Raw genomic sequence first — 12,913 nt, forward strand, 5'->3', positions numbered from 1 at the left:
AATCAACGATTTGAATTTCATGATGGTCAATTCGACCTTAGTCGAAAAGACTCCTGACGGAGTCGATCTGACTGCAGAAGCGCTCCTCGACGTCCTGACGCCGCTGATCCTCGACCTCTCGCGTGAGCTGTCCGACCGCGAGCGTTACCGCCGTCTGCTCAGCAGCCTGCGCGCGCTGTTTCCCGGCGACGCGGCCGCTCTGTTGCGTCTGGAGGGCGACACGCTGGTGCCGCTCGCCATCGACGGATTGAGCAGCGACACGCTTGGGCGGCGCTTTCGTGTCGGCGACCACCCGCGCTTCGAGCAACTTCTGTCGCGGCCGGAGCCGACCCGCTTCGCTGCAGACTCCGATCTGCCCGATCCCTACGACGGCCTCGTACAAGGCGTGGCTGGTCATCTCGAAGTCCACGATTGCCTCGGCTGTCCGCTGTTCGTGCGCGGCCGGCCGTGGGGTTTGCTCACGCTCGATGCGCTGGACCCGGCGCGCTTCGACAGCATCGACATGGCGTCGCTGCGGGCGTTTCTGGGCCTGGCCGCCGCCACGGTGAGCGTGGTCGAACGAATCGATACGCTCGCGCGCAGCACCGAAGAGGAGCGGCGGCGCGCGGAAGCCTACCGGCAGGCGAGCAGCCAGAGCCGGCGCGAAATGGTCGGCAGCAGCGACGCGCACACGCATCTGATGAAGGAAATCGAGGTGGTCGCCGGCAGCGATCTGACCGTGCTGATCACCGGTGAGACCGGCGTCGGCAAGGAACTCGTGGCGAATGCGATTCACGCGCTCTCGTCGCGGGCGAATAAGCCGCTGATCAGCCTGAACTGCGCCGCGCTGCCGGACACGCTCGTCGAGAGCGAGCTGTTCGGGCATGTGCGGGGCGCGTTCTCCGGCGCGTCGTCGGACCGGCGCGGCAAATTCGAACTGGCGGACGGCGGTACGATTTTTCTCGACGAAGTGGGCGAGCTGCCGCTTCTCGTGCAGGCCAAACTTTTGCGGGTTTTGCAGAACGGCCAGTTGCAGCGCATCGGCTCGGACCACGAACACAAGGTCGACGTGCGGCTGATCGCCGCAACGAATCGCGATCTGGCTGAAGAGGTCCGCACGGGGCGGTTCCGCGCGGACTTCTATCATCGGCTCAGCGTCTATCCGTTACGCGTGCCGCCGTTGCGCGAACGTGGCCGCGATGTGTTGCTGCTGGCGGGGTTTTTCCTCGAAGAGAATCGCTCGCGGCTCGGCCTGCTGAGCCTGCGTCTCGCGGCGGATGCCCAAGCCATGCTGCTGCGTTATCCGTGGCCGGGGAACGTGCGTGAACTTGAACACCTGATCGGCCGAAGCGCGCTCAAGGCACTGGCTGCGAATCGCGAGCGCCGTCGGATCCTGACGTTGACGGCTGCCGACTTCGCGCTATCAGCAGCACCGGCTGAAGACACAAGTCAGACGCCAGGCGAAACAACTGAAAGCGGAACGAAGGATTTTCGCAGTGCGGTCACCGAGTTCGAGCGAACCACCGTTTTCGACGCGTTGTCTCGCCACAACCAGAATTGGGCGGCCGTCGCGCGCGAGCTCGGTCTTGATCGGGCGAATCTGAACCGGTTGGCCAAACGGCTTGGCCTCAAATGACCGGCAACGCAATTCGCCGCGCGACCGCTGCAAGATAGCGTAGTGTCGCGCAGCACGACCAACGGGTAGACGTTTAAGCGGCTACGTCTTCGTTTTGCGGAAATAGCGCGCGACGTGTCTCTTCGTCGAACTCGGCTTTCAGCGTCAGCTTGTCCTTCAACGCTTGTGCGCGCGCCGCGGCCGGACGCGCGGAGATTTCGTCCACGACGCGCTTCACGTTCGGATACGCACTCAGACCCGCTTCACCGAGAATGTAGCCGGCGAAGTTAGCCCAGCCCCACAGCGCGATATCCGCGACGGAATAAGTATCGCCGGCCAGATACTTCGACGTCGCAAGGCGCTCGTCCAGCACGCGATAGTGGCGCTCCACTTCCTTCAGATAGCGATTGCGCGCATAGGGCAGCGGCGTCGGCGCGTGATGCAGAAAGTGCACCGCCTGGCCCGAGAAGGGCGACAGTCCGGTCGCGATGAACATCAGCCACGACAACGCCCGTGCGCGTTCGCCAGCCAATGCCGGCAGGAACCGTTCGTGTTTCGCCGCGAGGTGCAGCAGGATGGCGTGCGAATCGAACACAGTGACGCCGTCGTCGGTAATCGCCGGGACTTTTGCGTTCGGGTTGATGCGGAGAAACTCGGGGCGATGTTGTTCGCCCTTGAACGTGTCGACCGCGATCAGTTCGAACGGGGTCTGCAGTTCTTCGAGCATCAACGCCACTTTCATCGGGTTCGGCGAGGGGTGGAAGTAAAACTTCAGCATAACGATCTCCATGGAATAAGGGGCAGGGCAGATGACGACCGTGCGGCACAGCGCCGCTCGGATTCATGCCGCGGTGGCTGCCGGTCGTTGCGACCTGTGGTGATGATGGGCTGCCAGGCCGCTTTTGCCGTACGACTATTCCGATGAGAACGTTCGAACGATTCGCACGTGTTGTCACGAACGAATCGCGATCGCCTGCTTGCCGTTACTCCGCGATCGAAAAGCGCGACGGGCGCTTTTGCGGTGCCTTGGTCGGACGCTCAACGCGCGAGGTAGCGCCGCGAATGAAAAGAATTGCGCAAAAGGCCACCATGGCCCAAATGCAGAGAATTACCGTCAGAGCGCTCATTTCAGTTTTCAGATGTAGAGACTGCGATTGGTGCTGTCCGACCTGCGGGCCGGTCAGTGTGTCGTATGCGGGCCGCTGCCGTCAAACAGAAGCTCGTCGATCAGGCGCGTGGCAAGTGCCAGTTGCTGTTCGAGCGACGCACGCGCCGCTTCCGCGCCTGCCGCGTCGCCACGGGCGGCGGCGTCGTAAGTCTGCGTCGCGAGGCACAGCACACTCTCCGACGCGAGGTGCAACCCGCGCATCGTTTCGGCGTCGGCGCCCGGCACCGGGCTGGTCCATTCTGTCGTCGAAGCGGCCGGCAGGCTGATTTCGAACTCGTTATCTTTATCGTGGCGGGTAGACATCGCAGGCTCCTTGCGCAATTGGCACGATGTCAGTGTGCGCCGGCGTTTCTGGTTTCAATCGGGCGAAAAGAAGCCTGTTTTTTAGTCAATCCTCGATGATTGGGAAGTCGAAGTATTCAGCTGAAGAATAGGCCTGCGGCGCGGCCGCCGGCGCGCTTTTGCAAGCGGGCAGAAGCGTTGCCGCGCGATCCAGCGCTATCGCGCGTCTTGCTGCAGATATTTGTGGGCAAACGCGATTGCCATGCTGCCCTCGCCGACCGCGGAAGCCACGCGTTTGACCGGACTCAGCCGTACATCGCCGCAGGCAAACACGCCGGGCACGCTCGATTCGAGCAGGTAGGGATCCCGGCCATGGGACCAGCGTCCGGCCTTGACGACGTCGTCGCCGGTGAGCACGTAGCCGCGCGCATCGCGTGCGATTTCCTCGGGCAACCACGCGGTCTCCGCGTCGGCGCCAATGAACACGAACAAGGCCCCGCAATCGTGCCGGCGCACGGCTTCGTTCGACGCGTCGCGCACGTCGATCGTCGTCAAATGGGTGTCGCCGTACGCGCCCACGACTTCCGATCGCAGTCGCACCGCGACGTTCGACTTGCCGCGCAGTTGCTCGATCAGATAGCGCGACATGCTCTTGTCGAGCGAATCGCCGCGCAGGACGAGCGTCACCATGCGCGCGTGATTGGCAAAATACAACGCGGCCTGCCCAGCCGAATTGCCGCCGCCGATCAGATACACGTCGAGTCCATGCGTCGCGTTCGCTTCGCTGCGCGACGCGCCGTAGTAAATACCCTTACCGATAAACTGGTCGAAACCTTCGATCGAGAGACGCCGCCACGTGACGCCCGTCGCAAGAATGATCGTTCGCGTCCGGATGATGTCGCCGCCGTCGAGGTGAACGCTGCGCGCCTGCACATCGATCCGGCCGACGGACCGTGTCACCAGGATCTCCGCGCCAAGCCGCCTTGCCTGCTGCAGTGCGCGGCTTGCCAGTTCATCCCCGGAGACACCGTTGGGAAAGCCGAGGTAATTCTCGATACGCGAAGAGGTGCCGGCCTGTCCGCCGGGCGCTTCACGCTCCAGCACGATAGTGCGCAAGCCTTCCGATGCGCCGTACACCGCCGCGGCGAGCCCAGCCGGGCCACCGCCGATGATCATCGTGTCGTATTCGGCGAGGCGAGGCTGCGTCTGCAGACCCAGCAGCCCGGCAAGCTCGCGCGCCTCTGGCCGGTTCAGCACCGTGCCGTCGACCAGTCGCAGCGACGGGCACTCTTCCTCTGTCGGACAGGTTCCGGGCCAACGCTTGAGCAGTTCGGGCGCGTCGGGCGTCATCCAGTCATAGCTGATCTGGTTGCGCGCGAGGAAATGCCGCAGCGCCGTACAAGCGTCGTCCCAGCGGCTGCCGACCATGGTGACGCGCGCCTTGGGTGGTTCAGCGGAAAGCCCTTGCAACCCGCCGATGCGTTCGCGAGCGAGCGCGCCCATCTTGAGCGCCACATCCGGCGATGCGGCGGCCAGTACGTAATAACGCTGGGCGTCCACACGCATCACACGCGACGGTTCCGCCGCGCGGTAAGCGCCCGGAAACGGTGAACTCAGCGCAAGCGGCACTTCGCCGAAGATCGTGCTGGGCAGACGCCAGCCTAGCGTGCGCTCGATACCGTCGAACGTCTTGATGACTTCCATCTTGCCGGTGAGAACGACATACAGCGCGCGCTCGCCGCCTTCGTGAACCGCGAACTCGCCTGCGCATAGATGAAGGTCTGCGGAGGTGTGCGCGAGATTGTCGAGTTCGTCGTCGGAGAGTGTTGCAAAGAGCGGTACTGTCCGGATGTCGTCGATGGTCAGCATGGCTGCGTCCAAACAGGCAAGGGGGGAGGAGGATCAGTCTGCGCGAGATTGTTGTTTACGACAACGCGTACCGCCACTGCGCGAGAGACAGGAGGCAGTCCGAATCAGTATAGGATGTTCGCCTGCCAACTTCATGGCTAACACGTGTCACGGTTTCCGTTGACGCGAGCAAGCGACAGGACATTCAGACTCGTCGGGTAATGTGTTCGACGGCAGAGAGTTGCCAACTTTGAGAGGCACGCGACACCATATTGCCGGATAGTTGATCAGACCATCCGTTGATCGAAAACCAGCAGTCATTCAATTAGTTCGGACTGCAATCTTACTGTGTGCCGCTCGGTGCCGGTCCCTGAGAGGCAGCATTCACCCGTGCGGATTCCCTCACGAGTTCCTGCGTCATCGCGGCGGCGACGGGGTTCGAACCGCGGTGGTCCTGGCTGGTCGGCGCGGCTTGCATCGGCGGCGGCATAGGCAACGACGGATCGGGTTTGGAAGATTCCCTGACGAGTTGCTCCGTCATAGCCGCCGCGACGGCATTCGAGCCATGCCGGGTCAGATCGTCGCGCGCGCGGCCCATCGGCTGCGCGGCGTTTGCCTTCGCGGCGACGGATTCGCGCGTCTCCGGCGATGCGGGCGCGCGGCCCGGCTGTTTATGTCGCGATGCTTGTGGCTGCGCTGCCGTTTGCGCATCATTGGCGATGGGGCCAGATTTAGACGGCAACGGTGCGCCCGCGATCTCGCCCGTGCTGTTCGCGGACGGCGAAGTGGGAACCACGTTGCCCGCGGTCACATGCGTGTCGTCCGCTCGCGGATCGACCGCCGCCGTCGTGACGGAGTTGGCCGTTACCGTGTCCGGCGCCGCCTCGGAGCGATTGCCCTTAGGGAGAAGCTGGTAAGAGATGAATCCCACGTCCACCAGAACCAGCGCGATTATCAACGCCTTGCCTGTATTCGTCATATCCAACACCGAGTCGTTCGAGTGAGGTGATCGAATCATGATAATCGACCGCCAAAAAACATTTTGGGCGGCGTTTTGCAATGCGATTTATTCGGTTTTCTCCACGCGTTTTGACACCGTTTTGGACATCCCCCGTCAGCTAATCCCTCAGCTACCCGCAGGTTCTCCGCGTTTCGCGCCGAAGTCCCAGCGTTGCGCCTGCGCAGTCTCGACTTTGGCGGGCAACAATCCGGCCTGAAAGAACGTATCCGCGATCTTTTGCTGCTCGCCGAAATTCTGCGCAAGAACCGGGCGCACCAGATAACTGCGGCGCGCATTCGCACGTTCAATCGTGGCGGCGTCGAGTCCCCAGATCGGCGCGAGCGTCTGGGCCGCTTCCTGAGGATGCGCGCGCAGCCAAACGCCTGCTTGCGTCAACTGCTCGAACACGATCTGGATGACCCCGGGGTGCGCCGCTGCGAAGCGATTCGACGCGAGATAGTAGCGCTGATACGACGCGAGTCCCTTGCCGTCCGCGAGAATGCGCACGTCCGCGGCGCGATCGACGGATGCGACGTACGGATCCCACGTGATCCACGCATCGACGCTGCCGCGCTCGAAGGCCGCGCGGCCGTCGGCCGGGGTGAGGTAACTGATTCGCACATCCGCGGGCGTGAGGCCTGCCTTGATGAGCGCCGCAAGCAGCAGATAGTGGCTGCCGGCGGCCTTGGTCACGGCAATGCGCTTGCCCTTGAGATCGGCGAGCGAATGGAGCGCACCGTCCTGTTTGACGATGATCGCCTGCGCGCCCGGCGACGGCGCTTCCTGCGCGACATAGACGAAGCGCGCGTGCGCGGCTTGCGCGAAGATCGGCACCGTGTCGGCGACGTCCGCGCTGAAATCGACAGCCTCGACATTGAGCGCTTCGGCCAAGGGCAGGCCGCTCGAAAATTCATTCCACGACACGCGCACGCCCAGCGGCGCGAGGGCCTTGTCGAGCGACCCGCGCGCCTTGAGCAGCGTGATCAACGTCGACGACTTCTGATAGCCGATCCGCAGCGTAATGGATTCGCCGCTCGCAGCCGATGTTTGCGCGTAGTTGCGCGCCGCGAGCGTAGTCAGCGAGGAAGCCAGCGCGACGCGAATAAAAGCCCGTCTGTTGAGCAGCGCCATGATTCATAGTCCTTGAGTCGAGTCTGAAAAGAAGGCCAATCGGCCATGCTAGCAACGACCCTGTGCGGCGCGAACTGATGGTTTCAGCTAAAGATCGAACGCCAGCGCATAAGCGCATGCGTGCATCGAAAACACAGAGCGAATGAGGCGATCCGCATGCGCCATTAAATGCAAAAGATAAATATTGATTCGATATAAACATATCGAAAGAGAATAATTCTCAGATGCCATGTTCGTCGCTACGCTTGCTGGCACATCGTCAGCGAGGGCATATGGCCGGTTCTATTTCTACTTCGTTTTCCGCACGGCGGCGTGCACTCAAACTCTTGAGCGCAGTGCCGGCGTTCGCCGCATCGGGCGCATTCAATTCACTCGACGTACAGGCTGCCGACCTCGCCTCGGTCACACTCGTACTCGGCGATCAGGCGGGCGGCACGCGTGCTTTGTCCGAAGCGGCCAAGGTGCTCGACGGCGCACCGTACGCGTTTCGCTGGGCTAATTTCCAGGGCGCGGCGCCGCTCTTCGAAGCACGGCGCGCGGGCGCCGTCGATCTCGCGCCGGCCGGCGATTTGCCGGTGCTTGCCGCAGCCGTGGGCGACCCGACGCTGAAGATCGTCGCGACGCGCGTCGGTTCCGGCGAACAACTCGGCATTCTGGTCGCGCAGGACTCGAAGATCCGCACGGTCGCGGACCTGAAGGGGCGCACAGTGTTCGTTTCGTCAGCGCGGGGCAGCATTTCGCAGTTCCAGCTTTATGGCGCGTTAGCCGAAGCCGGTCTCTCGAAAGATGACGTCAACGTCCGTTTCATCCTGCCCGTCGATGCGTTTGCCGCATTCGCGTCCGGCTCGATCGACGTGTGGGCCACGTTCGACCCGTACTACGGCATCGCCGTGCAACGCGGCGCGCGCGTTCTGCGTGACGGCACGGGCATCAATAGCGGGCTGGGTTTCATTACGGCCTCGGGGGCGGCCCTCGCGGAACCGCGCAAACGCGCGGCGATCGCCGACGTGTTGTTGCGATTCCAGCGCGCGGGCGATTGGGCGCTCGCGAATCCCGACGCCTACGCGCAAATCTACGCGACGCTGACGCGTTCGCCGCTCGATGCCGCGAAGCGCATCACGCAGCGCGCGTCGCTGAAACAGCACTTCGTCAACGAGGCGGATATCAGCGCGCTGCAAAAGGTCGCCGACAGCGCTAATCGCGACGCGATTCTGCCGCGGCGCATCGACGTGCGCGCGATTTCCGACACACATATCGCGAACGTGTGACGCGCAAGAGCCGATAACCTGGCATGAGCGGGCCGGTGCGTCCGGCGCGCCTACGCAACCGGCGTTTTCACGCCATTGGCCGGACCAACGACGTCATAACGTGACGTCATGGGCACTCCAACAATTCGGGCGTTGTCGCGGATAAATAGACTCACTATATTGGGCTCAACGATGCATGACATCGACGATATGTTCGCTCAACCGTCTCGAGGACCCCGTCGTGATCAAGAAGCCCATGTTGCGCCCGCTTGCCGCTGTTCTGATCCTCGGCGTCGCGAATCTCGCGCCCGCGTGTTTGACGCCCGCGTTTGCCGCGGCCGGCAAGATTACCTTCGTCTCGCAAGGCGGGACCTATCAGGAGGCGCAGACCAAGGCGATCCTCGACCCGGCCGCGAAGCAGCTCAACATCACCGTGAACCAGGACAGCATTCCGGACGCGTGGCCGCAGATCAAAGCCCAGGCCGCGACCGGCAAGCCGATCTGGGACGTGGTCGACACGCCGACGTCGAATTGCCTGCGCGGCGGCAAGGAAGGCCTGCTGGAGAAGCTCGACTTCTCGAAGATCCCGAACGCGGCGGCCATGCCGGAGAAATACCGTACGCCGTACTCGGTCGCCTACGAGTTCTATTCGACGGTGATCGGCTACAACAAGAAGACGCTGAAGAAGGTGCCGCAGAACTGGGCCGATTTCTGGAACGTGAAGGCGTTCCCTGGCACGCGCGCGCTGCGCAATGACCCGCAGACCGTGCTCGAAGCCGCGTTGCTCGCCGACGGCGTGCCGCGCGACAAGCTGTATCCGCTCGACGTCGATCGCGCGTTTAAAAAACTGCAACAGATCAAGCCGGACGTGACCGTGTGGTGGACTTCCGGCGGCCAGTCGGCGCAATTGCTGCACGACGGCGAAGTCGATATGACGATGATCTGGAACGGCCGCGCGAGCGCGGTGCGCAAGGACAATCCCGATGTCGACTTCACGTTCAACGACGGCATTCTGCAGAACACCCAACTCTGCGTGCTGAAGAACGCGCCGAACTTGCCGGAGGCGATCAAGTTCGTCAACGCGGCGGTGTCTCCGGAACTGCAGGCCAATCTGCCGCTGTATATCGACTACGGTCCGGGCAATCCGGCGGCGTTCAAAACCGGCAAGATCGACGCGAAGCGCGCGAGCGAGTTGCCGAGTTCGCCGGAAAATGCATCGAAGCAGGCGTTGATGTCGGAGGAATGGTGGGCGTCGGACGCCGGCGTCCAGGCGAAGGCGCGCTGGCTCAAGTTCATGCAGTAAGCGCAGCCGTATCTTCTTGAGCGCGGGATTCGCGTCCGTTGGACGCCAAGGACGCCGAATATCGCGCGCAATGCCAAGCGCTTCTCGCGCGTCCCGCACGGCTTATCGTCTGCGCATTCATCGAACGTGATCGACTATCTGATTCTCGGCGGCGGCTCGGCGGGCTGCGTGCTTGCCGCGCGCCTGTCCGAAGACGCCGGCAAGACGGTCTGCCTCGTCGAGGCCGGCTGCAATATCTCGCGAACAGACATGCCCGCGGCGGTGCGCAGCCGTTATCCCGGCCGTGCCTATCTCGACACCGCGAATATCTGGCAGCGCCTGAAAGCGCGAATGAGTGCTACGGCCGCGCCGCGCCGCTATGAACAGGCGCGCCTGCTCGGCGGCGGCTCGGCGATCAATGCGCTGATGGCGAATCGCGGCGCGCCCGCCGACTACGACGAATGGCACGCGCTCGGCGCGCACGGCTGGAACTGGAGCGCCTGCCTGCCGTACTTCCGCAAGCTCGAAACCGATTGCGACTTCAGCGGCGCGCTGCATGGCGAGAGCGGGCCGATTCGGATCCAGCGCGCGCCGTGGACGCGCATTTCGCCATTCGTGCGCGCGGTGCTCGCCACACTCAACGCGCGCGGCCACACGCGGCGTGACGACCAGAACGGCGAGTGGCAGGACGGCACGTTCATCGGATCGATCGCGGTGAGCGAAGCCGGCGAGCGCATCCCGACCTCGGTCTGCTATCTCGACGACGCCGTGCGCGCTCGCCCGAATCTCACGATCCGCACGCAAACGCTCGTCGAACGCGTGCTATTCGACGGCAAGCTCGCCATTGGCGCGCGGATCATCGGCGCGGACGGCGCGAGCGAAGCGTTGCGCGCCAGACATGTGATCGTTTGCTCGGGGGCGATCCACAGCCCGGCACTGCTGATGCGAAGCGGCATCGGCCCGGCGGCCGAACTCGCCGCGCTTGGTATCGAGGTGGTGGCGGATCGAGGCGGCGTCGGCGGCAATCTGATGGAGCATCCGTCGATTGCGGTCTCGGCGTTTCTGCCGCGCGCGTCCCGCACGTTATATCCCGACGAGCATCACGAGCAGGCGATCGTGCGCTTTTCGTCGGGCGTGAGCGGGACAGTGCCCGGCGACATGCATGGAGCGATCCTGTCGCGCTCGGGCTGGCATTCGGTTGGCCACCGGCTCGGTACGATCTTCTTCTGGGTGAACAAGTCGTACTCGCGCGGTCGCGTGAGTCTCGCGTCGGCTGATCCGCACGACGAACCCGCCGTCGACTTCAACATGCTATCCGACGCGCGCGATCTCGAACGGCTCAAGCTCGCGCTGCGCTTCGGTGCCCGCACGCTGGCCGATCCGATGATGGCGCAGCATCGCGCCACGCTGCTGCCTTCGAGCTATTCTCCGCGCGTCGCGAGCGTGGCCGTGCCGGGGGCGTGGAATGCATTGCAGCGCGGCGCGCTGAGCACGTTGTTGGACATTGCCGGGCCGCTGCGCGCGTGGCTGGTGAGGCGTGTGGTCACGCAAGGCGTGACGCTCGACGAACTGCTCGCCGACGATCACGCGTTGACGCGTTTCGTAACGCGGTCGGTGGGCGGCACCTGGCATCCGTCCGGCACTTGCCGCATGGGCGCCGCCGACGATCCGCTCGCCGTCTGCGACGCGCGCGGCGCGGTCTATGGCGTCAGCGGACTTTATGTGTGCGACGCGTCGCTGATGCCGTCGATACCGTGCGCGAACACGAATGTGCCGACCATCATGATCGCGGAGCGGATTGCTGATATGTTGCGCGGCCGCGCGTGAATGCAATGCCGGGCCGCCCGCGTTGAAACGCGGCGGCCCGGCAGACGTCAAGCATCAAGCGGTGAACGGTCCGGCTAAGCGCCAGAAGGCCGAAGTACGCTCACTCGCCAAACCCCACAATCCCCTTCACTTCAAGAAACGCCTCGAGCCCCCATTCGCCGTATTCGCGTCCGTTGCCCGACTGTTTGTATCCGCCGAAAGGCGAGCCCGCATCCCACGACGGGTAGTTCAGATACACGCTGCCCGCCCGGAGCCTGAACGCCACGCGCCGCGCGCGTTCCAGATCGGCGGATTGAACGTATGCCGCAAGCCCGAACGGACTGTCGTTGGCAATCGCGATCGCTTCTTCCTCGTCGCGATAGGGCATGATCGCGAGGACCGGGCCGAAGATCTCTTCGCGCGCGATCTTCATGGAAGGGCGCACATCCGCAAAGACCGTCGGTTGCACGTAATAGCCGCGCTCCAGACCCGGCGGACGCCCGAGGCCACCGGCCACCACTTGCGCGCCTTCGTCGATTCCCGCTGCAATCAGCCGCTCCACACGCTCGAACTGCACGCTGCTGACCACCGGACCCATGGTCGTGCGCTCGTGATCGGCGGGGCCGACGCGCTGCGCTTGCGCCGCGCGCCGCGCGATCGCCACCACTTCATCATGGCGTGCCGCGGGCACGAGCATGCGCGTCGGCGCATTGCACGACTGTCCGCTGTTGTTGAAGCACGAGTTGACGCCGGCCGTGACGGCCGCTTCGAAATCGACGTCGTCCAACAGAATGTTGGCGGACTTGCCGCCCAGTTCCTGATGCACGCGCTTCACAGTCGGCGCCGCGAGTTTCGCAATCTCGACGCCCGCGCGCGTCGAACCGGTGAACGACACCATGTCGACATCCGGATGCGCCGCCAGCGCCGCGCCGACGGTCGGCCCGTCGCCGTTGACGAGATTGAAGACGCCCGGCGGCACGCCCGCCGCGTCGAGTATCTCCGCGAACAGCAAGGCATTGAGGGGCGTGACTTCGCTGGGCTTGAGCACCATCGTGCAGCCGGCCGCGATGGCGGGTGCGGCCTTGCAGACGATCTGATTGATCGGCCAGTTCCACGGCGTGATCAGCGCGACCACGCCGACCGGCTCGTGATTGACGAGCGTCGAGCCTTTCCTGCGTTGCCACGCGAACGTTTCGCACGTGCGAATCAGTTCTTCGAGATGCCGCCGTCCGATGCCCGCTTGCCACGCATGCGCCATCGCGCGCGGCGCGCCGAGTTCGCGCGAGATGGTGTCGCCCATCTCGTCGTGACGTTCGAGAAACACTTCGAGAATGCGGCGGATCAATGCGAGGCGTTCGGCCGGCGTGGTCTGCGAGAACGACGTGAAGGCGCGTTTCGCTGCGGCTACCGCGCGATCGGCATCGGCGGGCGTGCCCATCGCCACTTCGGCGAACGCTTCCTCGGTGCAGGGATCGACAACGGCGCGGCGCGCGTTGGTGGACGGCTCGACCCACGCGCCGTCGATATAGAACTTCAGTGCATTGATCATCTAAAA

10 protein-coding genes are annotated in these 12,913 nt (G+C 63.9%); 4 read left to right on the forward strand and 6 right to left on the reverse strand.

Going from position 1 to position 12,913, the window contains the following annotated elements; translation table 11 throughout:
• The first annotated feature begins 22 nt into the window (after nucleotides 1-22).
• A complete protein-coding gene (norR, locus tag ACQKRQ_RS32630; RefSeq protein ID WP_427481662.1) occupies nucleotides 23-1,615 on the forward strand; it encodes a nitric oxide reductase transcriptional regulator NorR in 1,593 nt (530 codons plus the stop codon).
• Between the two features lie 73 nt (nucleotides 1,616-1,688).
• Here norR and ACQKRQ_RS32635 read toward each other — a convergent pair whose 3' ends face one another.
• From ACQKRQ_RS32635 to ACQKRQ_RS32655, 5 genes are all read right to left on the reverse strand, one after another.
• Complete coding sequence (locus tag ACQKRQ_RS32635) at nucleotides 1,689-2,372, reverse strand: glutathione S-transferase family protein (protein WP_427481527.1); 684 nt, start codon at nucleotides 2,370-2,372, stop codon at nucleotides 1,689-1,691.
• A 402-nt stretch (nucleotides 2,373-2,774) separates the two neighbouring features.
• Nucleotides 2,775-3,065 carry a hypothetical protein gene (locus tag ACQKRQ_RS32640; protein WP_427481528.1) on the reverse strand — a complete coding sequence of 97 codons (291 nt, stop codon included), beginning with the start codon at nucleotides 3,063-3,065 and terminating at the stop codon, nucleotides 2,775-2,777.
• A gap of 195 nt (nucleotides 3,066-3,260) precedes the next feature.
• On the reverse strand, nucleotides 3,261-4,913 hold the full coding sequence (locus ACQKRQ_RS32645; protein ID WP_427481529.1) for an FAD-dependent oxidoreductase: 1,653 nt from the start codon (nucleotides 4,911-4,913) through the stop codon (nucleotides 3,261-3,263).
• 322 nt (nucleotides 4,914-5,235) lie between these two features.
• A complete protein-coding gene (locus ACQKRQ_RS32650; RefSeq protein ID WP_427481530.1) occupies nucleotides 5,236-5,871 on the reverse strand; it encodes a hypothetical protein in 636 nt (211 codons plus the stop codon).
• A 147-nt stretch (nucleotides 5,872-6,018) separates the two neighbouring features.
• The gene (locus ACQKRQ_RS32655) at nucleotides 6,019-7,023 is read right to left on the reverse strand and encodes an aliphatic sulfonate ABC transporter substrate-binding protein (protein ID WP_427481531.1); all 1,005 of its coding nucleotides are present in this window, start codon (nucleotides 7,021-7,023) and stop codon (nucleotides 6,019-6,021) included.
• 272 nt (nucleotides 7,024-7,295) lie between these two features.
• Between ACQKRQ_RS32655 and ACQKRQ_RS32660 the strand changes: the two genes are divergently transcribed.
• The 3 genes from ACQKRQ_RS32660 to ACQKRQ_RS32670 all read left to right on the forward strand — a co-directional run bounded on the left by ACQKRQ_RS32660 (nucleotide 7,296) and on the right by ACQKRQ_RS32670 (nucleotide 11,379).
• Complete coding sequence (locus ACQKRQ_RS32660; RefSeq protein ID WP_427481532.1) at nucleotides 7,296-8,291, forward strand: ABC transporter substrate-binding protein; 996 nt, start codon at nucleotides 7,296-7,298, stop codon at nucleotides 8,289-8,291.
• Between the two features lie 220 nt (nucleotides 8,292-8,511).
• Nucleotides 8,512-9,573, forward strand: a complete 1,062-nt coding sequence (locus tag ACQKRQ_RS32665; protein WP_207915767.1) for an ABC transporter substrate-binding protein — start codon at nucleotides 8,512-8,514, stop codon at nucleotides 9,571-9,573.
• A 126-nt stretch (nucleotides 9,574-9,699) separates the two neighbouring features.
• Nucleotides 9,700-11,379: a GMC family oxidoreductase gene (locus ACQKRQ_RS32670; RefSeq protein WP_427481533.1), complete on the forward strand. Its 1,680-nt coding sequence runs from the start codon at nucleotides 9,700-9,702 to the stop codon at nucleotides 11,377-11,379.
• Nucleotides 11,380-11,479: 100 nt separating this feature from the next.
• Here ACQKRQ_RS32670 and ACQKRQ_RS32675 read toward each other — a convergent pair whose 3' ends face one another.
• On the reverse strand, nucleotides 11,480-12,907 hold the full coding sequence (locus ACQKRQ_RS32675; protein ID WP_427481534.1) for an aldehyde dehydrogenase family protein: 1,428 nt from the start codon (nucleotides 12,905-12,907) through the stop codon (nucleotides 11,480-11,482).
• Nucleotides 12,908-12,913: the final 6 nt, after the last annotated feature.

It is taken from the genome of Paraburkholderia sp. NPDC080076, assembly GCF_050281145.1.
Classification (GTDB): Bacteria; Pseudomonadota; Gammaproteobacteria; order Burkholderiales; family Burkholderiaceae; genus Paraburkholderia.

Excerpts from the sequence above, each read along its gene's own strand:
- norR (WP_427481662.1), top strand. The coding sequence starts at position 23 with ATGGTCAATTCGACCTTAGTCGAAAAGACTCCTGACGGAGTCGATCTG.
- ACQKRQ_RS32635 (WP_427481527.1), bottom strand. The coding sequence starts at position 2,372 with ATGCTGAAGTTTTACTTCCACCCCTCGCCGAACCCGATGAAAGTGGCG.
- ACQKRQ_RS32640 (WP_427481528.1), bottom strand. The coding sequence starts at position 3,065 with ATGTCTACCCGCCACGATAAAGATAACGAGTTCGAAATCAGCCTGCCG.
- ACQKRQ_RS32645 (WP_427481529.1), bottom strand. The coding sequence starts at position 4,913 with ATGCTGACCATCGACGACATCCGGACAGTACCGCTCTTTGCAACACTC.
- ACQKRQ_RS32650 (WP_427481530.1), bottom strand. The coding sequence starts at position 5,871 with ATGACGAATACAGGCAAGGCGTTGATAATCGCGCTGGTTCTGGTGGAC.
- ACQKRQ_RS32655 (WP_427481531.1), bottom strand. The coding sequence starts at position 7,023 with ATGGCGCTGCTCAACAGACGGGCTTTTATTCGCGTCGCGCTGGCTTCC.
- ACQKRQ_RS32660 (WP_427481532.1), top strand. The coding sequence starts at position 7,296 with ATGGCCGGTTCTATTTCTACTTCGTTTTCCGCACGGCGGCGTGCACTC.
- ACQKRQ_RS32675 (WP_427481534.1), bottom strand. The coding sequence starts at position 12,907 with ATGATCAATGCACTGAAGTTCTATATCGACGGCGCGTGGGTCGAGCCG.